This is a genomic window from Enterovibrio nigricans DSM 22720, assembly GCF_900167155.1.
Lineage (GTDB): Bacteria > Pseudomonadota > Gammaproteobacteria > Enterobacterales > Vibrionaceae > Enterovibrio > Enterovibrio nigricans.
On sequence record NZ_FUXU01000012.1, the window covers coordinates 58,271 to 82,825 of the forward strand.

At 46.4% G+C, this 24,555-nt stretch carries 21 protein-coding genes and 1 pseudogene; 14 read left to right on the forward strand and 8 right to left on the reverse strand.

What is annotated here, in order from left to right:
- Positions 1-72 precede the first annotated feature (72 nt).
- Positions 73-2,082: an NADPH-dependent 2,4-dienoyl-CoA reductase gene (locus B5D35_RS06865; RefSeq protein WP_078751850.1), complete on the reverse strand. Its 2,010-nt coding sequence runs from the start codon at positions 2,080-2,082 to the stop codon at positions 73-75.
- A 160-nt stretch (positions 2,083-2,242) separates the two neighbouring features.
- Between B5D35_RS06865 and sppA the strand changes: the two genes are divergently transcribed.
- Both sppA and ansA read left to right on the forward strand, forming a co-directional pair.
- Positions 2,243-4,099: a signal peptide peptidase SppA gene (gene sppA, locus B5D35_RS06870; protein WP_078751851.1), complete on the forward strand. Its 1,857-nt coding sequence runs from the start codon at positions 2,243-2,245 to the stop codon at positions 4,097-4,099.
- 86 nt (positions 4,100-4,185) lie between these two features.
- Complete coding sequence (gene ansA, locus B5D35_RS06875) at positions 4,186-5,196, forward strand: asparaginase (RefSeq protein WP_078751852.1); 1,011 nt, start codon at positions 4,186-4,188, stop codon at positions 5,194-5,196.
- A 30-nt stretch (positions 5,197-5,226) separates the two neighbouring features.
- Here ansA and B5D35_RS06880 read toward each other — a convergent pair whose 3' ends face one another.
- Positions 5,227-5,511 (reverse strand): YeaC family protein, encoded by a 285-nt coding sequence (locus B5D35_RS06880; RefSeq protein WP_078751853.1) that lies wholly within the window; start codon positions 5,509-5,511, stop codon positions 5,227-5,229.
- Between the two features lie 367 nt (positions 5,512-5,878).
- Between B5D35_RS06880 and B5D35_RS24785 the strand changes: the two genes are divergently transcribed.
- From B5D35_RS24785 to B5D35_RS06890, 3 genes are all read left to right on the forward strand, one after another.
- Positions 5,879-6,985 (forward strand): calcium-binding protein, encoded by a 1,107-nt coding sequence (locus B5D35_RS24785; RefSeq protein ID WP_244556517.1) that lies wholly within the window; start codon positions 5,879-5,881, stop codon positions 6,983-6,985.
- A gap of 174 nt (positions 6,986-7,159) precedes the next feature.
- Entirely contained in the window at positions 7,160-7,591 is a 432-nt protein-coding gene (locus tag B5D35_RS24790) for a hypothetical protein (RefSeq protein ID WP_244556518.1), read from the forward strand.
- 163 nt (positions 7,592-7,754) lie between these two features.
- Positions 7,755-8,621: a DUF2989 domain-containing protein gene (locus B5D35_RS06890; RefSeq protein ID WP_078751854.1), complete on the forward strand. Its 867-nt coding sequence runs from the start codon at positions 7,755-7,757 to the stop codon at positions 8,619-8,621.
- Between the two features lie 36 nt (positions 8,622-8,657).
- On the opposite strand, the gene msrB is transcribed toward B5D35_RS06890, so the two are convergent.
- Positions 8,658-9,044 (reverse strand): peptide-methionine (R)-S-oxide reductase MsrB, encoded by a 387-nt coding sequence (msrB, locus tag B5D35_RS06895; protein WP_078751855.1) that lies wholly within the window; start codon positions 9,042-9,044, stop codon positions 8,658-8,660.
- Between the two features lie 509 nt (positions 9,045-9,553).
- On the opposite strand from msrB, the gene gap reads away from it, so the two are divergent.
- From gap to B5D35_RS06920, 5 genes and pseudogenes are all read left to right on the forward strand, one after another.
- Positions 9,554-10,549, forward strand: coding sequence for a type I glyceraldehyde-3-phosphate dehydrogenase (gap, locus tag B5D35_RS06900; protein WP_078751856.1), 996 nt, complete (start codon positions 9,554-9,556; stop codon positions 10,547-10,549).
- Positions 10,550-10,668: 119 nt separating this feature from the next.
- Positions 10,669-11,532 (forward strand): D-hexose-6-phosphate mutarotase, encoded by an 864-nt coding sequence (locus B5D35_RS06905; protein ID WP_078751857.1) that lies wholly within the window; start codon positions 10,669-10,671, stop codon positions 11,530-11,532.
- Between the two features lie 353 nt (positions 11,533-11,885).
- Positions 11,886-13,820 carry a PrkA family serine protein kinase gene (locus B5D35_RS06910; RefSeq protein ID WP_078751867.1) on the forward strand — a complete coding sequence of 645 codons (1,935 nt, stop codon included), beginning with the start codon at positions 11,886-11,888 and terminating at the stop codon, positions 13,818-13,820.
- A 39-nt stretch (positions 13,821-13,859) separates the two neighbouring features.
- Positions 13,860-15,123, forward strand: a pseudogene (locus B5D35_RS06915) (YeaH/YhbH family protein).
- A gap of 46 nt (positions 15,124-15,169) precedes the next feature.
- Positions 15,170-16,714 carry a SpoVR family protein gene (locus B5D35_RS06920; RefSeq protein WP_078751858.1) on the forward strand — a complete coding sequence of 515 codons (1,545 nt, stop codon included), beginning with the start codon at positions 15,170-15,172 and terminating at the stop codon, positions 16,712-16,714.
- A gap of 57 nt (positions 16,715-16,771) precedes the next feature.
- On the opposite strand, the gene fadR is transcribed toward B5D35_RS06920, so the two are convergent.
- On the reverse strand, positions 16,772-17,623 hold the full coding sequence (gene fadR / locus B5D35_RS06925; protein WP_078751859.1) for a fatty acid metabolism transcriptional regulator FadR: 852 nt from the start codon (positions 17,621-17,623) through the stop codon (positions 16,772-16,774).
- A gap of 660 nt (positions 17,624-18,283) precedes the next feature.
- Here fadR and nhaB point away from each other — a divergent pair.
- Positions 18,284-19,870, forward strand: coding sequence for a Na(+)/H(+) antiporter NhaB (gene nhaB / locus B5D35_RS06930; RefSeq protein WP_078751860.1), 1,587 nt, complete (start codon positions 18,284-18,286; stop codon positions 19,868-19,870).
- A gap of 90 nt (positions 19,871-19,960) precedes the next feature.
- A complete protein-coding gene (dsbB, locus tag B5D35_RS06935; RefSeq protein WP_078751861.1) occupies positions 19,961-20,500 on the forward strand; it encodes a disulfide bond formation protein DsbB in 540 nt (179 codons plus the stop codon).
- A gap of 12 nt (positions 20,501-20,512) precedes the next feature.
- On the opposite strand, the gene B5D35_RS06940 is transcribed toward dsbB, so the two are convergent.
- Both B5D35_RS06940 and B5D35_RS06945 read right to left on the reverse strand, forming a co-directional pair.
- Complete coding sequence (locus tag B5D35_RS06940; RefSeq protein ID WP_078751862.1) at positions 20,513-20,917, reverse strand: (deoxy)nucleoside triphosphate pyrophosphohydrolase; 405 nt, start codon at positions 20,915-20,917, stop codon at positions 20,513-20,515.
- 2 nt (positions 20,918-20,919) lie between these two features.
- Positions 20,920-21,561, reverse strand: a complete 642-nt coding sequence (locus B5D35_RS06945; RefSeq protein WP_078751863.1) for an SEC-C metal-binding domain-containing protein — start codon at positions 21,559-21,561, stop codon at positions 20,920-20,922.
- 243 nt (positions 21,562-21,804) lie between these two features.
- Between B5D35_RS06945 and B5D35_RS24795 the strand changes: the two genes are divergently transcribed.
- Positions 21,805-21,978, forward strand: a complete 174-nt coding sequence (locus B5D35_RS24795; protein ID WP_244556519.1) for a hypothetical protein — start codon at positions 21,805-21,807, stop codon at positions 21,976-21,978.
- Positions 21,975-22,478, forward strand: coding sequence for a Rossmann-fold NAD(P)-binding domain-containing protein (locus B5D35_RS06950; protein ID WP_244556520.1), 504 nt, complete (start codon positions 21,975-21,977; stop codon positions 22,476-22,478). The genes B5D35_RS24795 and B5D35_RS06950 overlap by 4 nt, the downstream gene beginning before the upstream one ends.
- A gap of 117 nt (positions 22,479-22,595) precedes the next feature.
- Here the strand turns inward: B5D35_RS06950 and dusC are convergent, their stop codons facing one another.
- Positions 22,596-23,549 (reverse strand): tRNA dihydrouridine(16) synthase DusC, encoded by a 954-nt coding sequence (dusC, locus tag B5D35_RS06955; RefSeq protein WP_078751868.1) that lies wholly within the window; start codon positions 23,547-23,549, stop codon positions 22,596-22,598.
- A gap of 348 nt (positions 23,550-23,897) precedes the next feature.
- Positions 23,898-24,317, reverse strand: coding sequence for a helix-turn-helix transcriptional regulator (locus B5D35_RS06960; protein WP_244556521.1), 420 nt, complete (start codon positions 24,315-24,317; stop codon positions 23,898-23,900).
- Positions 24,318-24,555: the final 238 nt, after the last annotated feature.

Below are 24,555 nucleotides of genomic sequence, written 5' to 3' on the forward strand. Positions count from 1 at the left end.
AAAAATACCACAAATCCAACGGGATAAATCCCCTCAAATTTTGTGGTATTTCCTCATTCAAGTAGGGATACCCTAAAGTGAAATTGCCAGTTTCACGCCTTGACGAATAGCTCGCTTGGCATCAAGCTCTCCGGCTTTTTCTGCCCCGCCAATAACGTGCACGGTTTTTCCCCTCTCTTTTAATTCAGCGGCTAATTCATTGACCGACTCTTGCCCTGCGCAAACAATGATGCTGTCGGCAGGCAGCACATGGTGTTGGTCCTCCAGTGATATGTGTAGGCCTTCATCGTCAATTTTCTCGTAGCTGACGCCCCCCAAAAGCTCAACACCGCGCTTTTCCAGCGTTTTCCTGTGTATCCAGCCCGTTGTTTTCCCAGGTCCTTTACCTACTTTTCCTTGGCGACGTTGAAGTAGCCACACCTGACGTTGAGAAACATAATGCGCTTGTGGCAGCAATCCACCTTCATGCCCCAGCGACTTGTCAATGCCCCAATCCTGCAGCCACTCGTCCAGTGTTTGATTTTCCGGTTCGGTAATCATGGTTGCAACGTCAATTCCGATGCCACCCGCACCAATGATGGCGACGCGACGTCCAAGCGTTGGTTTTTCCCGGATCATAGTTTGATAGTCGATCACTTTTTTATGATCCAACCCTTTAATTGAAGGTAAACGCGGTCTAACCCCTGTTGCTATCACTATTTCATCAAAGTGATCAAGCACCTCGGAGGTGGCGCGTTCCCCCAACCTGACCTCAATCCCCCAATCCGCCACTTTCTTGGTAAAGTAACGAATAGATTCTTTAAACTCTTCTTTGCCGGGGATTTGCATCGCGAGATTGAATTGCCCTCCGAGCGAATCCCGCGCCTCAAACAGCACCACTTCAAATCCTCGCTCAGCCGCTGTGACAGCAAAAGACATGCCTGCCATTCCTCCGCCGATAACGGCGATACGGCGTTTATTCTGGGCTGGCGTCACTGTTAACTCGGTTTCATAGCATGCCTGCGGGTTTACCAAACAACTGGCACGCTTGCCTTTGAATACATGATCTAAACAGGCTTGGTTACACGCGATACAGGTATTAATGTCATCAGATTGATTGGCCTCTGCTTTCGCCACAAAATTGGCATCCGCAAGGAAAGGTCGCGCCATCGAAACCATATCCGCCTGCCCTTTCTCTAAAATGGACTCCGCAACCTCCGGCGTATTAATTCGATTACAGGTTACCAATGGTATGGACACCTCGCCTTTGAGCTTTTCCGTCACCCAGCTAAACGCTGCGCGGGGAACTTGTGTCGCTATCGTTGGGATACGCGCCTCATGCCACCCAATCCCAGTATTGAGGATCGTGACGCCAGCCAACTCCAACGCCTTTGCCAATTGCACCACTTCTTCTTTCGTACTGCCTTGCTCAACCAAATCCAGCATGGATAGTCGAAAAACGATAATAAAATCGTGCCCGACACGCTCGCGCACTGCTTTTACAATCTCAATAGGAAACCGAACACGGTTTTCGTAACGTCCGCCCCAGTCGTCATAACGTGTATTTGAACGCGCACAGATAAACTGGTTAATCAAATAGCCCTCAGAACCCATGATTTCAACGCCGGCATAGCCAGCTTCTCGGGCAAGTTCTGCGCTTTTTGCAAAATCAGTGATCGTATTGCGGATCTGGCGTTCACTCATGGCTGAAGGTGTAAACTTAGAGATAGGTGAACGCGTATCAGAAGCACTCACCGAAAAAGGGTGCATAGCGTAACGGCCCGCATGCAGCAACTGAAGCGCTATCTTGCCGCCATGTTCATGGACTGCATCCGTAATCGTTTTATGGGCTCTCGCCGCTCTCCCACTGCTGAACTGTGCGCTGAGCGGATGCAACCGGCCTCGGAAGTTAGGCGCAAAGCCGCCAGTGACAATAAGTCCAACCCCTCCTTTTGCACGTTCAGCGTAAAATGCAGCGAGTTTTTGGAATCCATCATTAGACTCCTCTAACCCTGTGTGCATCGATCCCATCAACACACGATTTTTTAGGGTGGTAAAACCAAGATCCAGTGGTGCAAGCAAATGTGGGTACAGCGAGCTCATAGTATGCATCCATGATAATTATAATTTCTGGTCTGACCAACATAACCTAGTTAAGCAAAAATTCAAACAACTGTTTACATTTTCACAACACAAATCAAAGCTAGGTAATCCAAACAGGATTCGTTACGATTACACTTAGGACAAGAAGCTGGATAACCAAATGAAAACGCTTTTTAAATTTATCGGTAATGTGCTGAAGTGGATCTGGAAGACCATCACGTTTGCACGTCAGTTGCTGCTAAATCTCATTTTTATAGGAATTTTGGTGGCAATCTACTTTGCCGTCACAACCGAACATACACCCACACCAAACCCACAAGAACAGCCGACTCGCGCATTACTCGTTGACCTTTCGGGGCCCATTGTAGAAAAGCAGCGTCGCCTCGACCCGTACGACTTCGCAGCACGTAACTTATTCGGCCAACAGATTCAGTTTGAAAACGTACTTTATGACGTGGTTGATCAAATTCGTGCCGCGGCAAAAGACGACAAGATAAACGGCATGGTGCTCAGTCTGTCTGATATGTCAGAAACCAGTTTGACCAAGCTGCGTTATATCGCCAAAGCCATTAACGAGTTCAAAGCAACCGGCAAGCATGTTGTCGCCATTGGTGGTCATTACAGTCAAAGTCAGTATTATCTTGCGAACTATGCTGATGAAGTGCTGATGGCACCCGACGGCGCGGTATTATTGCGAGGCTACGGCACCTACAACCTCTACTTCAAAGACTTACTGAAGAAGCTGGATATCACCACACATGTGTTCCGCGTAGGTACTTATAAATCATTTGTAGAGCCTTATACGCGCACCGACATGTCAGATGAGGCTAAAGAGTCCAACGCAGTTTGGCTAAATCAACTTTGGGGAGCATATGTTGACGATGTAGCCGCAAACCGCGGTATTCCCCCGGAGTCATTGTCGCCAAACTCCAAAACCTTGCTGAAGAATCTTAATGCTGTCGATGGTGATTTTGCATTACTGACACAAAAAATGGGACTCGTTGATGCATTGCTGACCCGCCAGCAAATCCGCGCCAAACTGGCGGAGGTTTTTGGCAGCAATGGTGAAGACAGTTTTAACTACGTCAGTATTTATGACTACGCACCTCACGCCTTTACCCTCCCAAGTGCAAACCAAATCGCGGTGGTTGTCGCAAGTGGCGCGATCATTGATGGATTTGAAACCGAAGGTACAGTAGGCGGCGATACCACTGCGGGCTTACTGCGAGAGGCTCGCCTGAATAGTGCGATTAAAGCCGTTGTGCTTCGTGTCGACAGTGCAGGCGGCAGTGCCTTCGCTTCCGAAGTTATTCGCAACGAAGTGGATGCATTGAAAGAAGCAGGTAAACCTGTTGTCGTTTCCATGTCTTCCGTTGCAGCTTCTGGTGGTTACTGGATTTCTACTAGTGCCAATAAGATCATCGCACAGCCAACGACAATCACGGGTTCTATTGGAATTTTCGGGATATTGACCACCTTTGAAGATGCACTGGCAAAATACGGCGTATACAGTGACGGCGTAGGCACCACACCGTTTGCAGGCGTTGGCGTAACACGTGCTTTGCCTGAAAAAATTGGTGAGATGATGCAATTGGGCATCGAAAATGGCTACCAACGTTTCATTAGCCTTGTTGCTAACCAGCGTAATCTGTCCATCCAAGATGTCGACTTAGTCGCGCAAGGTCGAGTGTGGACGGGATACGATGCAATGAAACGTGGCCTTGTTGACCAACTCGGTGATTTTGACGACGCCATTATTGCAGCAGCAGAGCTTGCAAACATTGAGAAGTATTCACTGAATTGGATGGAGGAACCACTGTCTCCAGCGCAGCAGTTTATTGTTGAGTTGATGAACCAGGCAACAGTAGCCTTGGAGCTCAATACGCAATTCAAATTGCCTTCCGCGATTCAAGAATTCGCGGAGGTTGCATCCGGCGAAATGAGTAACTTAAATAACTTTAACGACCCCAATGGCCGCTATGCCATGTGTCCAAATTGCCGTTATTTTGAAAACTAAGCGCACCCCGGCATCTGCCGGGGTTTTTTTCGTGGTTGGGGGACGTATAATGCGCCCACACTTACGAACAGATTGATGTTGTGAAGATGGAAAGAAAACATATTTATATCGCCTATACAGGCGGCACAATTGGCATGTTGAAGTCAGAGCAAGGCTACATCCCGGTCTCTGGTTTCATGCAGCAGCAACTTCAACAGATGCCAGAATTCCATCGTCCAGAGATGCCAGAATTCACTATTCACGAATACAGCCCCCTCATCGACTCTGCGGACATGACACCTGCAGAGTGGCAGCGTATCGCTGATGATATTCGTGACAACTATGACAACTACGATGGCTTCGTGATCCTTCATGGTACCGACACCATGGCATACACTGCATCTGCACTTTCTTTCATGCTGGAAAATCTCGATAAGCCTGTGATTATTACTGGCTCTCAAATTCCGCTTGCAGAGCTGCGCTCTGACGGTCAGGCGAATTTACTCAATGCCTTGCACATTGCAGCCAACTACCCAATCAATGAAGTGACGTTGTTCTTTAACAATCAGCTACTCCGAGGGAACCGAAGCACAAAATCGCATGCAGATGGCTTCAATGCATTTACGTCTCCAAACCTGCCTCCGCTGCTCGAAGCTGGTATCAACATTCAACTGCTGGGTGGTGAGATAAACAAGCAGCCAGACGGTGCATTCAAAGTACATACCATTACTGAACAGCCCGTTGCCATTATCATGATGTACCCAGGCATTTCACCTGATGTCATTCGTAATGCACTGAAGCAACCCGTTAACGCAATGATCCTTCTCACCTTTGGTGTTGGCAATGCGCCACAGAATAAAGAGTTGTTGGGCTTACTGCGAGAAGCAAGCGATCGGGGTGTGGTTGTGGTAAATCTGACGCAGTGTCTGGCCGGTAAAGTCAACATGGGAGGCTATGCTACGGGCTGCGCGCTCGCTGAATCCGGTGTACTAAGCGGGTTCGATATGACACCGGAAGCGGCATTGGCAAAACTGCATTTCTTGTTGAGCCAAGATTTGCCAATGACAGAAATCCGTACGCAGCTACAAACTAACCTTCGAGGGGAGTTGTCCCTCTAAATACCAAAAACGGCCACAGGGCCGTTTTTTTTACTCTTCGTTCAATCTCTTCTGAACAATCGTATCCTGTCCGGAGGAAAACTCGCGCTTCAATTCGGATTTCGACTTTAATTTTATATCGCCACCGGCAGCAACACTCATATGTTGAGGCTCCGTGTTGTGGCGTGACTGATACAGCATCACCAACTGCATCGCATTGTCACGCTGCTCCTTCGTCAGCGGCGTTCCTTCAGGCCATTTTCCGGTTTCTACCGCATAGCTCAATCGTTCAAACACGTCAGGTGTCACGCTTGATAACAGCTGCTCAATATCCATAAAAATCTCTTCCTTTACCTTCAATATGGGCGCACGGCAATGGCTTATCTTCTACACGTTTACACACATTTCACTGTCAGTCATTTGTCATACCAAAAGTCATTCTTTTTAAATGCTTTAGTGCAACACCTGACATGAATGTGAACATAATATTACTGATTTTAATATGAATACGCACCTGCAACCTTGTGCCCTTTGTGACAATTTGCCACCTTTGGCAGTATCAGGCCGGTGACAGAAACCAGTCTCACTAAAACGAGTTTCTCAATAAGCAGCAGGTAACATTGCCGCTTTCTTACTATTGTGTCCGCCACTTGGCTAGACGCAACACTGTCGCCTTAGCCTCATGAATACAAGGTACTCAAGCATGGCCACAATAACGGGTAGCGGCTCTCAGGATGACCTGGCAGGCACCTCAGACAATGGCACACTCTACGGCCTCGGTGATGATGATATTCTCCGAGGGTACGCAGGCCACGACAAAGCTTACGGTGATTCTTCATCCAGTGATATTGCCACCTTGGCAGCGAACGCCGACGGCAGCTATGACCTCGAAGAAAATACCTTTCTAACCGTCACATTGTCACAATTCGACTTTGATGTAACCGAAGAGCAAAGTCTTGGATACGCCATCCTTGATAGCAGTGGCAATGTCCTCAGCCGAAAAATCATCGTGGATGCAGTGTCCACGGCCGAACGTGGTTCCGCCATAGATATCAACGTGCCAGATGGCGCCAAATTGGTCTTTTTCACCCTCCCCGCCACCGCTTTGCCCTCCTTTGAGTGGGCACCGTTCAATCTCGCAGACGTCAACACCAACATTTCTTCCGACGACGTTGCGATTAACGTTGAAGAAATCTCAGGCGATAGCTCATCCCACGGCAATGACTCCTTATTCGGTTATGAAGGGGATGATTATCTTATCGGTGAAGGTGGTGACGATGCGCTGACCGGTGCGGATGGTAACGATGTATTATCCGGCGGTGACGGGAACGACAGAGCCTGGGGCGGGAACGACGATGACCATATTCATGGCGGAAACGGGGATGACCTTCTTTACGGCCAAAATGGTAACGACAAAGTCGAAGGCGGCAACGGCGATGATGAACTTTGGGGGGGATTCGGTAACGATGAACTCCTTGGCGGCGCTGGCAATGACCTATTAGAAGGGCAGCAAGGCGATGACGAGTTACGAGGTGGTGCCGGAAACGATGACATTTTCGGCGAAGACGGCATAGACAAAATATACGGCGACAGTGGCAACGACTATATTGAAGCTGGCAATGGCAATGATCTTGTTTTTGGCGGTGCTGGCGACGATGAAATCTATGGCGGCAACGGCAATGACGACTTACGCGGCAATGCTGGTGACGATGAAATTTACGGTGAAGATGGCAACGACAAACTCTATGGGAGTCTAGGCAGTAACCAGCTCTATGGCGGTGAAGGTGACGATATCATTTTTGCTGGTTGATTCAGTGCTAACAATATACTTGATGGACAAGGCGGTGTTGATACTCTCACTGGCAGCATAAACGCCGATACCCTTATTTTTGATGTAAACGATTTTCAGGGCCAAGTAAAAACCTTGCCAGGCGGCACTCAAATTAACCAACATCGATACGACGCATCAGCAGGATTTGACACCATGAAAATATCTGGCTCGCAGCATGCTGACTTCACGGGCGTAAGTTATCAGTCAGACCCTAGCATCACGGGCAATGTCATCGCAGGCATCGAAGCTGTGATCGGTGACAGCAGCGCACAAACCGTCACCATTAACCTGCATGAAATTGATGAACAATCCGACGACCTAAATAACGATGACTGGCAAGGGTTCATTGCCTGGCTTGGCGACGGCGATGATACATTAAACTTTACTGGCATTAATTGGGCATACAACGCTTCCGCTCCCGCTAACGCCACAATTTCACCCGAAATGATCACCCAAATGGGGCTCAGTGCCTCGCAGGTCAGTGATCTTCAGGCTTTTGTGTTTGATGATATTTACAGTGCCGCGCAAATTACCATTTGGACCGACGCGGACAATATCGACTATCTGGGAGCAACCATCCTCTAACGTAATGATGTTAAAAATCGCGGCTAGATCAATAAAATTATTCCTGTATGTGGCATCACGCAAAACTCCGAAATCAGACATAAACTCTATAAGAGTGTTTATGTTATAAGTCGTGCGTATCCTTAATTGGAAAAACCATTAAAACTGACGAGCCCGCAATACGATGACAACAGGTACAGCTCCCGTTTCGTTAAAATTCGCCGTTATCACCGTCGGCACTATGTTACTCACTGGTTGCTTTGAAAGTAATCGTAGTACTGCGCAGCTTTGTGAAAACTACCCGCAAATTTGTCACGAATTGAACGTTCGTGATGGGCAATGCCGACACCAGCGAACCGACCTCATTTGGATGAGATACAAAGTAGAGAAAAAGCCGTCAGATTTGAACAAGTTCGATGAGCTGTTACTGACTAAAAAATACGCTAGGTGTATGGAGTTGTCGGCGCAAATTGAAACCACCACCCTGAGAGAAAGAAAAACCAAACGCACAGAGGCGGTATTCCACGCTTATGATTCTATCGAGCGGATTGAGCGAGAACTTCAAAGTTCGTATCAGCCATCAATCATTTATTACCGATGGACTCAAGGCGACAATGAAGCACTCGATCAATTCTTACGTTTAGAAGAGACTGAATACCTCGACACGCCTGAACTGCAGTTGGGTTTAGCCACCTACTACGTCGATAAAGACAAAGCCCACACCATCGACATCCTATTAAAATCATTATCTTTTTATGATGGCCGAGCCGGTATGACACGAGACAGAACCGTTGCTGAAGCGGTGAAATCACTCGCAACCACAAATCACTCGCTGGGCTATTTAGACGAAGCGTACATGTGGGCGCTGGTTGGCAGTGAGCTGGGGCTGCCTGTTGCGAAAGAACCTCAACTAAAACTCCTGTATCCGATGGAGGACAGTCGACGTATTGAAATTTCGGACATCGCTAACGACGTCGCTTCTGCGATTGAAGATGGTGATTTTGAAAGAGACTTATTGGAGCCAGTTCGACAACTTGCCGATCCTTCCTGAGAATACATTGACGTCGCGCTCCAATGGCGCGACACCTTACTCGCCTTCTTTAAACGACAATGATACTGAGTTCACGCAATAACGTTGCTTGGTTTCCGTTGGACCATCATCAAAAACATGACCTAAATGGCTATCGCAATTTACACAGCGAATTTCCGTTCTTACCAAGCCATGGCTACGATCTTCCAAATTACAAACAGCGTCGTTTTCCACCTTGTCAAAACTCGGCCAACCACAGCCCGAATCAAATTTAGCGCCTGAAGAAAACAGCACGGCGTTGCAGCAAACACAATGATAAGTACCTACCGCATGGCTGTACAACAATGCACCGGAAAACGGTGGTTCCGTTTCTCCTAACCGACACACTCTGTACGCAAGTTCAGAAAGAGACGTTTTCCATTTTTCGTTTTCTTTTGTTGTCATTTTTCTCCCCATCATTCGAGTTAATCGCGACACATAATATTTCACTTTATTGTGAGGAATTCGCCCTCTCCATACTCACCCTGTGAGCTGAACAAGGCTTTAACACAACGTTGCTTATTTTAAATGCAACAGACTGTTTTAATTGTGGAGAAAAATTACAAGAATCTAATTAACACACCACATGCAATTCACTTTCTCTATTCTTCCCTACGATATAGTCCCGAATCTCAAAACTCGCACGCGAAAATAGTTTTAGTACAGTCATAATAGTCAGCGAATGAAAGGCTCCGTCGACGTATTGTTCAAGATTTCACCTAACCCTAACATCCACAAGGAAATTCAACTTTTCCTACAACAGACCAAAAAGATGTTTAGGTATTGTAAATTTAATCCGTTGTATTTTTGACTTTAAGCAATTTAGATGGGTTTTTTACTTGCATGGGTGGTACCGATTCTGTAATTTTACTACCAATTTCCTTTCACTAGATATTAAGTTGTGGAGCAACATAATGACTATCAAAGTAGGTATTAACGGTTTTGGCCGTATCGGCCGTTTCGTTTTCCGTGCATCTGTTGAGCGTAACGACATCGAAGTTGTAGCGATCAATGACCTGATCGACGTTGATTACATGGCATACATGCTGAAGTATGACTCAACTCACGGTCGTTTTAACGGTACTGTTGAAGTTGTAGAAGGTAACCTAGTAGTTAACGGCAAAACCGTTCGCGTAACTGCTGAGCGTAACCCAACTGAACTACAGTGGGATGCAGTAGGCGTTGACGTTGTTGCTGAAGCAACTGGTATCTTCCTGACTGACGAAACTGCACGCCAACACATCACTGCTGGTGCGAAGAAAGTAGTTCTAACTGGTCCTTCTAAAGACGCAACTCCAATGTTCGTAATGGGCGTTAACCACGCTTCTTACGCTGGTCAAGATATCGTTTCTAACGCATCTTGTACTACTAACTGTCTTGCGCCTATCGCGAAAGTATTGAACGACAAGTGGGGCATCGAATCTGGTCTGATGACTACTGTTCACGCTACTACTGCAACTCAGAAAACTGTTGACGGTCCTTCTGCGAAAGACTGGCGTGGTGGTCGTGGTGCTTCTCAGAACATCATCCCATCTTCAACTGGCGCAGCTAAAGCAGTTGGCGTAGTTCTTCCAGAACTGAACGGCAAACTGACTGGTATGGCTTTCCGCGTACCAACTGCAAACGTTTCTGTTGTTGACCTGACTGTTAACCTAAAAGAAGCTGCTACTTACGCAGAAATCTGTGCGGCAATGAAAGCTGCTTCAGAAGGCGAAATGGCTGGCGTTCTTGGCTACACTGAAGACGAAGTTGTTTCTCAAGACTTCATCGGTGAAGTTCAAACTTCAGTATTCGATGCGAAAGCAGGTGTTGCTCTGACTGACAAATTCGTTAAAGTTGTATCTTGGTACGACAACGAAATCGGTTACTCAAACAAAGTTCTGGACCTGATTGCTCACATCTCTAAGTAATCATTCCGGATTGCCGTTAAGGCATGAGTGACAAAAGGCGGCTTATAAGCCGCCTTTTTTGTATCTGAATTTTCGTTGCGATACCTCATCGCAATCATTTTGATATTAAAGGCATATTCATGGACGTAAGACAGCTTCCTACTACTGCTGTGCTTTCTGATTTTGTCACTGTCTGCGAGTTGGACGGACTTAAAGTTATTCGCGTTATTCACCCAAAAGCCACTGCCGCTGTTTCCCTTTTCGGCGCGCACGTATTGAGTTTTCAGCCTACGGGTAAAGAAGACGCCATTTGGATGAGTGAAAACGCTGACTTTAGCGGTAACAAAGCCATTCGTGGTGGTATTCCTGTTTGCTGGCCGTGGTTTGGCAAAGCCGCCGAACCATCACACGGCTTTGCGCGCAGCAGCACTTGGACACTCAAAGAGCATCGAGAAAGTGAAAACGGGGTAATCATCAGCCTGACACTGGAAGACAATGCCGAAACCCGTGAAATATGGCCTCACGCATTTCATGCAGAGCTTCTGATAGAAGTGTCCGAAACATTGAAAGTCAGTCTAATTTCGACAAATACTGGCAAATCAGCCATTAACGTCGGCGGAGCACTTCATACTTACTTGAATATTGGTGATGTTACCGAGACCACCGTATCGGCTCTCGGCAACGAATATATTGAAGCTGGTGAGCGTAAGCCAAGTTCAGGCACAACTGGTTTCGATCAAGAAGTAGATCGTATTTATACGTGCGCTGATGAAACTGTTGTCGTCGAAGACCCAGCGTATCAACGCCGCATGACAGTGACCAATACGGGCAACAATGCGGTTGTGGTTTGGAACCCATGGGAAGCCTTGTCTATCAGCATGGGCGACATGGCTGACGACAGCTACCAAACTATGGTTTGCGTTGAATCGGCCGTATATGACCGCAGTGTGATATTGGAACCGGGTGACAAACATATACTCACTACGTTGCTCGCTTGCCAATAAATAACACCGATCGAATAGCAAAAACCGACGCCACATTCTGCGTCGGTTTTTTTATTTCTGAACTCAGCCGTTCTCTTCCCCCTTTCCGCATTCCACAGCAAATTCAGTTGTCTCTGTGAAATTTACCAGAGAAATCCGCTTCGTCTTTGCGACACCACAGCCACAAGTGCATCAATCGAAAGTTACATCTCGAATGCAAAGCACTATCACAAAAGGGAAAAAGATTTAAAAAACAAGTAATTCAGCGACGCAAATTGATCAGTTGCTACTAGTCTTAAAAGAGCGAGGATATGAAAGCAATCGCGTTTATATCCTTTCTCAATGGACAACAGCACGATTTAGGGGGCAGGACCATGAGTATTTTCGACCACTATCGTCAACGCTACGAAGAAGCTAAAGACGAAGAGCTGAGCCTTCAGGAGTTTCTGGACCTATGCCGCGAAGATCGCAGCGTTTATGCCAATGCCGCAGAGCGATTACTGATGGCAATTGGGGAACCAGAAATGATTGATACAGCGCTCGATCCACGACTGAGCCGACTCTTTTCGAATCGCGTCATATCGCGCTACAAAACATTCGAAGACTTTTATGGCATGGAAGAGGCCATAGAGCAAATTGTATCTTATTTAAAGCACGCAGCCCAAGGGCTGGAAGAACGTAAACAAATTCTATACTTACTCGGTCCCGTGGGGGGCGGTAAGTCTTCACTGGCAGAAAAACTGAAAAGTTTAATGCAAAAAGTGCCAGTTTATATGCTGACTGCAAACGGTGAACGCAGCCCTGTGAATGATCACCCATTCAGTCTCTTTGATGCATTGGAAGACGGTGCGTTGCTAGAGAGCGAATATGGTATTCCTCAGCGTTACTTGCGCTCTATTATGTCACCATGGGCAGCAAAACGTCTTCATGAGTTTGGTGGCGATATCAGTAAATTCAAGGTCGTTAAAGTACGCCCTTCCATTCTCGATCAAGTTGCGGTCGCCAAAACCGAACCTGGTGATGAGAACAACCAAGATATTTCATCACTGGTAGGTAAAGTCGACATTCGACAGCTAGAACATTTCTCGCAAGACGACCCAGACGCATACAGCTACTCCGGTGCGCTATGTAAAGCGAATCAGGGCTTGATGGAATTCGTCGAGATGTTCAAAGCGCCGATTAAAGTACTTCACCCGCTGCTGACTGCGACACAGGAAGGCAACTACAACGGTACCGAAGGGCTTTCTGCACTGCCATTTGAAGGCATGATCCTCGCGCACTCAAATGAATCAGAGTGGCAGACGTTCCGAAACAACAAGAACAACGAAGCATTCCTCGACCGCGTATACATCGTCAAAGTTCCGTACTGTCTGCGTGTCTCGGAAGAAATGAAAATATACGACAAACTACTGCAAAGCAGTGAATTGTCTGCAGCGCCTTGTTCCCCTAGCACCTTAGATATTCTGGCACGCTTCAGTATATTGTCTCGCCTTAAAGAGCCTGAGAACTCTAGTCTCTTCTCGAAAATGCGCGTCTACGATGGGGAAACGCTAAAAGATACCGATCCGAAAGCCAAGTCTTATCAGGAATACCGCGACTACGCAGGTGTTGATGAGGGTATGAACGGTCTTTCCACCCGATTCGCGTTCAAGATCCTCTCCCGCGTGTTTAACTTCGATCACTCCGAAGTGGCAGCGAACCCTGTTCACCTCTTCTATGTGCTTGAGCAACAAATCGAGCGTGAACAGTTCCCGCAAGACGTGGCTGAAAAATACCTCGAACACCTCAAAGGGTATTTGATTCCTAAATACGTTGAGTTTATCGGTAAAGAGATCCAAACCGCTTATCTAGAGTCGTATTCTGAATACGGGCAAAACATCTTTGACCGCTACGTCACCTATGCTGACTTCTGGATCCAGGATCAAGAGTACCGTGATCCTGACACAGGGCAACTGTTTGACCGCTCTGCGCTCAACAGTGAACTGGAAAAAATCGAGAAGCCTGCGGGTATCAGCAACCCGAAAGATTTCCGAAATGAAATCGTCAACTTCGTGTTGCGTGCGCGAGCGAACAACGAAGGCAAAAACCCCATGTGGACAAGCTACGAGAAGCTTCGCACTGTTATCGAGAAGAAAATGTTCTCAAACACTGAAGAACTGCTTCCCGTTATTTCCTTCAACGCAAAGACATCGACCGAAGAGCAGAAAAAGCATGACGACTTTGTCGCCCGCATGATGGAAAAAGGCTATACCCGCAAACAAGTAAGACTCCTGTCAGAATGGTATCTGCGCGTACGTAAATCGTCGTAAACAGGCAGTCTGAGTAGTTACAAATTATACGGGGGGCTTATGGCGCATTTTATAGATCGAAGGCTCAACGGAAAGAACAAGAGTACGGTTAACCGTCAGCGTTTCTTACGACGTCACAAACGACAGATAAAAGAGTCGATTGCAGATGCTGTAAATAAACGCTCAATCACCGATGTGGATAGTGGCGAGAGCTATCCCCTCTCGTGACATCCGCGAGCCAGTATTCCGACAAGGCAAGGGCGGAGAGCGCGATGCTGTCCACCCTGGTAATGACCAATTTATTCCAGGTGACCGTATTGAACGTCCACCTGGAGGTGCTGGCGGTGGTGCTGGTGAAGGTCAGGCAAGCCCCGATGGTGAAGGGCAAGACGATTTCGTTTTCCAAATCTCAAAAGATGAGTATTTAGATCTCCTGTTTGAGGATTTGGAACTGCCTAACCTTCAAAAAAACCAAATGACCAAATTGGTCGAATACAAAACCTTCCGCTCCGGTTTTAAAGCAACGGGTGTTCCCGCTAACATCGCTATCGTGCGATCGCTGCAGAATTCACTTGCCCGACGCACAGCCATGTCGGCAGGCAAGCGCCGAAAAGTGCGGGAATTGGAGGCGGAACTAGAAGCGCTGAAAAGTACGGAACCCGCGCAACCACTAGAAGAAAAGCGTTTACAAGAAGAGATCGATGCACTGAAAGATAAGATCGCCGCTGTGCCTTTTATCGACACCTTTGACTTACGCTTTAAAAACTACGAAAAACGTCCTCAGCCAAGTAGTCAGGCCGTAATGTTTTGTCTGATGGATGTATCAGGTTCAATGGATCAAGCGACCAAAGACATCGCTAAACGTTTTTACATCTTGCTGTATCTCTTCCTCACGCGTACCTATAAAAATGTCGAGGTCGTATTTATCCGACACCATACCCAAGCGAAAGAAGTGGATGAGCATGAGTTTTTCTACTCGCAGGAAACCGGTGGCACTATTGTCTCCAGTGCACTTCGTTTGATGAACGAGATTGTGAAAGAACGTTATCCATCAAACGAATGGAATATCTATGCGGCGCAAGCGTCTGATGGTGATAACTGGGCAGATGACTCACCGGGCTGTAGAGAGTTACTGGAGAGAAACTTACTTCCAGTTTCACGGTACTACGCATATATAGAAATCACACGTCGTGCACACCAAACGCTCTGGCGCGAATATGAAACGCTAGATGAGAGACATGAGAATTTCGCTATGCAGAATATTCGCACGGCAGACGACATCTTCCCTGTCTTCCGAGAGTTGTTTAAAAAACAGGTGAGCTAACCACTCACCGTTTCCTACTTTTCGGGCTGGGATCCAAGGAGGACTTATGACTGTCGCAGAAAAAAACAGAAAAAAGACCCTCAGTGATGGTCCAGATTGGACATTTGATCTGCTGGATAAATACCACAATGAAATTAAGCGTGTTGCTGCGCACTATCGACTCGACACGTACGTTAATCAGATTGAGATCATCACTGCCGAACAAATGATGGATGCCTATTCAAGCGTCGGCATGCCAATCAATTACAACCACTGGTCGTTTGGCAAAAAATTCATCGAAACAGAGCGCGGATACAAGCATGGTCATATGGGATTGGCCTATGAGATTGTGATTAACTCCGACCCCTGTATCGCCTACTTGATGGAAGAGAACACCATCACAATGCAAGCTCTCGTGATGGCACATGCATGTTATGGGCACAACTCTTTCTTCAAAGGCAATTATCTGTTCCAAACATGGACAGATGCAGGCTCAATCATCGATTACCTATTATTCTCCAAAAAATACATCAGCGAGTGCGAAGAAAAATATGGTGTAGATGAAGTCGAAAAGCTTCTCGACTCTTGCCATGCCCTGATGAACTACGGCGTAGATCGCTACAAACGCCCTCAAAAAATATCAATGGCGGAAGAAAAGGCACGTCAAAAAGCTCGCGAGGATTACCTGCAAACACAGGTGAATGCTCTTTGGCGTACCATTCCCACCAGCGAGAAGAAACGCGAAAAAGAAGTCGAGCGATTCCCTGCTGAACCGCAAGAGAACATTCTCTATTTCTTTGAAAAACACTCACCATTACTCGAACCGTGGCAACGCGAAATTATCCGCATCGTGAGAAAAGTGAGTCAGTACTTCTATCCGCAAAAACAAACGCAAGTCATGAACGAAGGCTGGGCAACGTTTTGGCATTACACCATTTTGAACCATTTATATGACGAAGGCCTGGTGACAGATCGCTTCATCATGGAGTTTCTACACAGTCATACAAACGTTGTGGCGCAACCGCCCTACAACAGTAAATTCTATAGTGGTATCAACCCTTACGCGCTCGGCTTTGCAATGATGCAAGACATTCGCAGGATTTGTGAAGAACCCACGGAAGAAGACAAATATTGGTTCCCTGATATTGCAGGAAGTGATTGGCTTGAAACGCTTCACTTTGCCATGGCGAATTTCAAAGACGAAAGCTTTATCAGCCAGTTTCTATCGCCAAAAGTGATGAGAGACATGAAATTCTTCTCCATCAATGATGACGACAGGCACAACTACATTGAAGTAACCTGCATTCACAATGAAGAAGGCTACCGACAAATTCGAGAAAAGCTGTCTGCGCAATACAACCTGAGCAATCATGAACCTAACATTCAAGTGTGGGATGTGGATTTACGCGGAAACCGTTCTTTGACACTGCGTTATGTCCCCCACAACCGAGTTCCTCTGAATGACTCTTATCAAGAGGTGCTCAAACACGTTCACCGACTTTGGGGATTTGAAGTGGTACTGGAAGAAGAGTTGCCTGATGGTAAAGGTAAAATCATTTCGACTTGCCCTAAGCGACCGCAATTTGATCCAGATTTAATCCCAGGCACATAAGCTAAAAACAAAAAACCGCCATCTCGGCGGTTTTTTTATGCGTTTACAGTAGTGTGTTTACGCTTCTTCTTGTTCCATTAGCTTTGCGATGCTGTCACGGTTAACAAACCACATTGCACCACTCTCACGGCCATACTGTTTGATGCGCTCAGCAACGTCGCCGTTACGGCCCTCGACGGTAATCGCCAGCAAATCGCGATAGAACTGAAGTGCCAATTCACATGCACGTTTGTCCATGAAATAGTAACCGCCCACGCGTGAATAGATCTTACGCATACCGTTCATGGTTAACACGTAAACTTTGTTGCCTGAACGTTGAGCCATGCCTTGGAACAGCATGTAGTCAAAGTGGTTGAACGCACGGCCACGACAGACGGCTTCACACACATCCATATCTGTCTTACCAAACGTATCAAGGATCTTTTTCACGTCTTTTTGAATGGCATCTTTTTCTTCGATGCTTTCAACAAAGCTGGCATAGCTTTCACTTGCTAACAATTCTTCACAACGGCTAATCACTTTTTCAATCAAAGCGGCACATTGTTGAGCGTCATTTTTAACCGCGTAACGCATGAAAACACCACTGATGTCAGTACGTGCTGCTAGCAGGTTTTCAAGTACACCCTGTACGTCTTCGCCTTCTAGCGTAACGAGCGTATCAAGAATACTCAGTCCTGATGTGTTCATGTAGTCATTTACACGGGTTGGCTTCCCGTGCTGAATGGTTAACCATCCATCACGCGCTAAACGCTGTAGTACTTCTCGCAACGTCGTACGCGTTACTCCGATCAGTTCTGACAATTCACGCTCTGCTGGCAGGATGGAGCCTTGAGGAAAGTGATTATTCCAAATGCTCTCGATAATATATTTTTCAGCAAAAGTTGCCGGGCTGTCCGCCTTAATAACCATTGAGTGTTCCAAATTGCTTCTTGTCTTGATTAATAACTCATCATACCACTTCTGGTCACATCCTAGAAACCTGTGAGTGATATCGTTTGCGTGGAATTGACGCAGAATTAACGGCGCATGTCACAGATACTCAATTTGTACGCAAATTGTCATTAATTTTGACGATTTCAATTTGCTATCAACTCATTATTTACAACTGTCTCAATAAGTGAAATGCGAGGTTCTTCAAGATGTCCAGAGCGGATTCCTCGCTCATCGTCGAACAAATTCTCTCAATTTTTCAGCTCACGAATTAACCTTGACCAACATCACAGTTTGCAACAGATCTCGCGCATAGAATAAGCGCGCTTAAATGTTACATATCGTTTCATTTTTAATGTGCTGGAGTGGCATTTTTTCGTAACAAACTCCAGTAATTTAATTAACATGCATTGGATTGTTGACTGTTTGAAAAGTCGCTGTATTGTGTGCACCGAATCTGTCTGACCCGTGGACGATCGAAGTGTTAAGCGTCAACTATTGGGCGGTTTCACTATGGAAAATTGTTATTTCAACGCATCACGAAATAAGATCACCATTCTTCAGTCCTCGGTAACAGCTTATTTACAACCATTTCAAGCCCCCAAGAATACTTGCATTAGAAAAAACAGAGACTAATACATGGCCATTACGCTAAGGAACGCATTTATCAAGAATTTTCTTGGTAAGGCGCCAGACTGGTACAAAGCCGCGATTATCGCGTTTTTAATCATCAACCCGATATTATTTGCTATTGACCCATTTGTTGCGGGTTGGGTACTCGTTGTTGAGTTCATATTCACCTTGGCGATGGCACTAAAATGCTACCCCCTTCAGCCTGGTGGCTTACTTGCTATCGAAGCAGTCGCCATTGGAATGACAAGCCCTGCAACCGTGAAACACGAGCTGGTTGCGAACTTCGAAGTGTTACTGCTGCTTATCTTTATGGTTGCTGGTATCTACTTCATGAAACAGCTACTGCTGTTCATCTTTACCAAAATACTGCTGGGTATCCGTTCTAAAGTTCTGCTTTCCCTTGCATTTTGTTCGATGGCCGCGTTCCTGTCTGCGTTCCTTGACGCATTAACCGTTATCGCCGTTGTCATCAGTGTCGCAGTGGGCTTCTATGGCATTTACCACCGTGTCGCATCCGGGGCAGACTTTACCTCTTCGCACGATATTAACTCTGATGATTCAGTTCGTGATGATTTGAGCCGCGACGATTTAGAAAACTACCGTGCATTCCTGCGCAGCCTACTTATGCATGCAGGTGTAGGTACTGCTCTAGGTGGTGTAATGACCATGGTTGGTGAGCCACAAAACCTGATCATTGCTGAAAAGGCGGGCTGGTACTTTGGCGAATTTATCATTCGAATGCTGCCAGTAACGTTACCCGTTCTAGTTTGTGGTCTTCTAACGTGTGTACTGGTAGAGAAATTCCGTCTGTTTGATTACGGTACTGAACTCCCTGAAAATGTCCGCCAAATTCTGGTTGAGTACGACCAAGCAGAACGTGCAAAGCGCACTAACTACGATGTCGCTAAACTGATTATTCAAGCATTGATCGCTGTGTGGCTAATTCTGGCTTTGGCTATGCACTTAGCGGCCGTTGGCCTCATTGGTCTAACCGTAATCATCTTTGCAACATCTTTCACCGGTGTTATCGATGAGCACCAGATTGGTAAAGCTTTTGAAGAAGCACTGCCATTTACCGCACTGCTTGCCGTGTTTTTCTCGGTCGTTGCGGTTATCGTTGACCAAGGACTTTTCACGCCCGTTATCGCAGCTGTACTACGACTAGAAGGTAGCGATCAGTTGACGATGTTCTACATCGCGAACGGCTTACTGTCTATGGTGTCTGATAACGTTTTCGTGGGTACCGTTTACATTAACGAAGTAAAAGCGGCGTTGATGGAAGGTGTCATCTCTCGTGAACAGTTTGAGCTTTTGGCCGTTGCTATCAACACGGGTACCAATCTGCCTTCAGTTGCTACACCTAATGGCCAGGCAGCATTCTTGTTCTTGCTGACCTCTACATTGGCACCATTACTTCGTCTTTCTTACGGCAAAATGGTTTACATGGCACTGCCATATACCGTTGTTCTAGGCCTGATCGGCCTAGCCGGTATCGAGTTCATGCTGATTCCAATGACTGAGTGGTTCTACGATGCGGGTTGGATCTCAATCGGCGAAATCGGTTCCGCAGCCGCAGCGAGCACAGGTCACTAAAAGGTTGATCTTAGATCAAATAAGCCTTTGAATAGCGAAGTCCTGTTATAAACAGCAGGGCTTCGTTTTTTTTAAATGGATTCGCTATTTATGTTTTCCTTCTTCAATGAAATTTCGCGAGGCCGTGGTGCATGGTTTTTGCTAATGCTGTCAGCGTTAGCGTTTGAAGCGTGCGCCTTATTCTTCCAGCACATCATGGATTTAGCGCCATGTGTCATGTGTATCTACGAACGCGTTGCCATGTTAGGCGTCGTTGGTGCAGGTCTCTTGGGTATGATTGCCCCTGCGAACGGATTGATGCGTTGGTTGAGCCTAACGGCTTGGGGCATTTCTGCAGGTTGGGGACTCAAACTGTCCGTTGAGCATGTCGGATACCAATTTCCGGATCCAAATGTGCTGTTTGGAGCGACGTGTGACATTTTTGTCTCATTCCCTTCCTGGGCACCTCTGAATGAATGGGTTCCATCCGTTTTTGAAGCCAGTGGTGACTGCAGCAAGGTTGTCTGGCAATTCTTGACCTTGTCTATGCCTCAATGGCTCGTCGTCATATTTAGCGGCATGCTACTCATGCTGGCTATCGTGGTTCTATCCCAGTTCATCGGAAAACGAGAACGCCGAATGTTCAGCTAAAAAAATCCCAGCTTAGCTGGGATTTTTTTTGCCTAGCAGTTTGGCAACTAAAGGCTTATCTGCACCACTGAATATGTAATGAGCCAGTTCATCAGGCTCTACCCATGCCATACTTTGATGGCAGTGCAGCGTCAATTCTCCCGCCAGGATACGACATTTGTAACTTCGTAGGCAGACCGTTTTTGCCGGGTATGAATGACGCGTTTCCAGTTGAAATGCGCCAACCTCAACAACTACCCCAAGCTCCTCCAGAAGCTCTCTTGCTAATGCATCAGGCTCTGATTCACCCGGCTCTACCTTTCCACCAGGAAACTCCCACAGCCCGGCGCCTTCGTCAGCGTCAAAGCGTTGGGTGATTAGTATTTTAGTGCCGTTACAAATCACACCAGCCACAACCAAAATGGCAGAATCTTCCATGCTTACTTCCCGCAGCACTTCTTGAATTTTTTGCCACTGCCACACGGGCAAGCATCATTTCGGCCGACCGATTTATATGGGTTAACAGCCTGAGCACCCGAACCTTGTTGAACTTCATCAGCCGCAAGTGCCACTTCATTAATCATGACTTCAAGTTGCTTGTAGTACTTCTCTGGTGAAGGAAGCGAAGAAAGCCCAGCTTTTCTCATCTGTGCCAAGGTGCCCTCTTCATCATGAAGAAACAACATAGTCGTCATCAACGCAGATAGCATTCGACGGCTGCCATCAGACACTGTCACTTCCTGCCATGCGGGTTCAATGTGCGGCCAAACTGCCAGAAAGCCCTCAGAAAACGCTAAATGAGCGTCATTGCGCTCACTGTCCAACGAGAGTACGTCAGGCAGTACGTATTGATGTCTCATGAGTAGTGCGTATTGTTGTTCAAAACGCACCATTATCGCTTTCTTTTGGTCTAGAGTGACTGCTTCAACATCGTCTTCATCCATGCCTGCAGTCTGAAGAATGGGCAGCCAAGTATCAGGGTCTAACGGTGCAGGTGACAGATTTGCCGCTAGCAACGCCCCTTCAATAAAGCTCGCAGGCATGCCTTCCCAATCTTGGGGCATTTCAATCAGTGTGTTCATTGCAACTCTCGGTTAAACCAAAACAGTGGATCATATACATCCACCTCAGTAAGTCCAGTAATTGAAATACCTTCCTTACGTCTTACTCTCGCTCGTCTTCTAAACGTTAAGCGTCAAGGAATACATAAAGTAAAAAGTGCGCGTTCATTCTCTTCGCTTCATCCAATATTCCATCTAAGATATTGAATGTATTTACGCAATTCGTGTTAGCCTACGCCCAATTGCTTATTGAAGGAAATTGCAGTGTCTTCGTCTAGAAGCGTTATCATCGCTGGCGCAACAGGTTTAGTTGGCGACGAGTTACTCCATCAACTTCTTGGTGATCCCGATGTGTACACATTCATGTCGTCACACGCCGTCCTATCGCAATTACCTCAGAAAAAATCATCATCCATCTCAGTCAGGATCTGTCTGTGACCCATTGGCAGCCCCAGTGGCCGGTGCCTCTTCAGGGATATATTGCTCTGGGAACCACCCTCAAGCAGGTAGGTTCAAAACAAGCATTGGAAGAGGTGGATTTTCACTTAGTCGTGAAGGTCGCGAGAATGATGGCAGTGGTTGGTGTAAAGCATTTAGCCGTTGTTTCTAGCATGGGAAGCCACCCTTGGTCACCATCGCACTATCTCCGCTGTAAAGGCAAGATGGAGCGGTCACTGACCGATATGAGATTCGAGAGGCTGCTTTTTGCTAGACCTGGCCCCCTTTTAGGTGAGCGTGAAACACTGCGCACCGATGAGCAGGCCTTGAAGCGCATACTGCCTTTTATTTCTCCGTTTCTTGCCGGTCCTTTGGCAGATTTCGAACCAGTAGAAGCCGTCCGGGTCGCAAAATCCATGATAAAAACACTGACTGAAGAAAAGTGGCCAGGCCGTTTTGATTTCCGAATACTACCAGGAAAGGTATTGAATCAAGGCTAGTTTAGGTAAATGATTGCACCCGTTGATACGGTTAAAACAATGAAAAAGGCAGACGTTTAGCGTCTGCCTTTTTATTGGCTCAAAGAGACGGTTAGCTGTCCGCTATCAACATCATATTCAAACGTTATCAGCTCGCGACAAAGCGTCTTCAATAATGCCCAGAATTTGTTGCTTATTTTTTAACGCGCGGATGTCAGAAAACAACGCGCGGGCATCGGGGTATTCAACTTGCAGATACCGAAACCATTGCTTAACACGGTTTGGGTAGTACATACCTTTGTCACCCTGAATTTCAAATTCTGAATATCGTACAAGAAGAACCAGCACTTGATGCCAACTCATTGGTACCTGGTCGTCTTTGATATGGGAAGCGAGGTTCGGCATATTTAGCGCGCCGCGACACACCATTAACTGATCGCTGCCCGTCATCTCTGCACATTTCAACGCATCAGCTCTGCTCCATATGTCACCATTCGCAGTAACTGGAATCGTTAAACGCTGAGAAATGTCACCAATTAAATCCCACCGCACAGTACCGGGCTTATAGGCGTCCGCTTTACTTCTACCATGCACAACGATTTCATTCGCCCCCCCAGACTGGACGGCATCTACAATTTCTCGATATGGCGAACAATCATCGAATCCTAGCCTAACCTTGGCACTCACTACGTGCTCTGACGACACCGAATCACGCACAGCCTTAACGACTTTGTATATGAGCTCCGGTTCTTTCAGGAGCGCCGCACCACCTTTGTTACCGTTAACCGTTTTAGACGGACAGCCAAAATTAATATCGATCCCTGAGGAACCAAGCTCAGTGGCGAGAGCGGCATTCTCTGCCATATATTCTGGCGCTTGACCGAGAAGTTGAACACGTACAGGAGTACCCGATAAGGTTTTACCTCCATTATTCAGTTCAGGGCTGAGCTTATGAAATACACGCGGGGGAAGTTTCGCATCCACGACACGAACAAACTCCGTAACACAGAGATCGTAAGGGTTAATTTCGGTCAGAATTTGACGCATGAGTGGGTCAAGAACCCCCTCCATTGGGCCTAAAATCAGTTTCAATCTCACTGACCTCGAGTCATCGGCACGAAGAGCATAGTTTGGCGCACGGTGTAAATCACTTCTTTCATATAGGTAACTCAGAAACACTATCAACACGATTCGTCGTAACGAAATGAGCGGCTAAGCCCTTCCCTATCAACGATGAGGGCGTATGGTACTTGAATTAGAACGACAAGAGTACCATCCCGCATCCAGAGGGAATAATGCAGAGGTGCCGGGGTTAAAAGGATGGAGGGGAGGAAGGGGCCATAACATCGGCCCTCAGTCCTAAAATCTCAACATATCGCGATTAATTTTCAAACGGTTTTCATTTGGCAAATAGACATCAAAGTTTAGTTGTGTTGAATGCTAGTTCACCACGCATAGCCCCATCGGGTTATAAACGTCTCTTTCATTGGCAAATTTATTGCTGTACGAAACCATCATGGATGCCATTTGGGTGCTGTTTTTCAATAGCTCAATACGGGCTGACTCAGGAAGTTTCGAAAGAATCATCATGAAGTCCATCACATCTTTACTGTCTCTTACACTTTGATAGTCGTCATGGTCTCGGACATCTTCCAAAAACCACATAATCGGCATTTTAGTAATTTCAGCGATTTCCATTAACGTTGTGGTTTTAGCCGCCGTTTTACCGTTCTCAATATCTAAATAGGTCTGTCTCGCAATATTTAACTCTTTAGCCATAAAAACTTGTGTTTTGTGTGCCATTTCTCTTGCGGTTCTGATTTTGTTAGCAATCTTCTTTTTTGACAGTTCCATATCCATTTATTCACCTATTGTGTCGAATTAATTCAAAAATGCCCACACTAACTCTCTTAGTGTTTTTCATATCAATAGTTATGTGCCTCAAAAAATATGGATATATTTCACCTTCCTTATAAAAAGAGAAAAGGTAGTACAATGAACCATATTATTTTGAACAACAGAAAATACCGTTACACCGTGAGTGAGAATGACTGGCTTTGTTGCTTAAATCGATGGAACTAAATCTAGAAGCTACGAT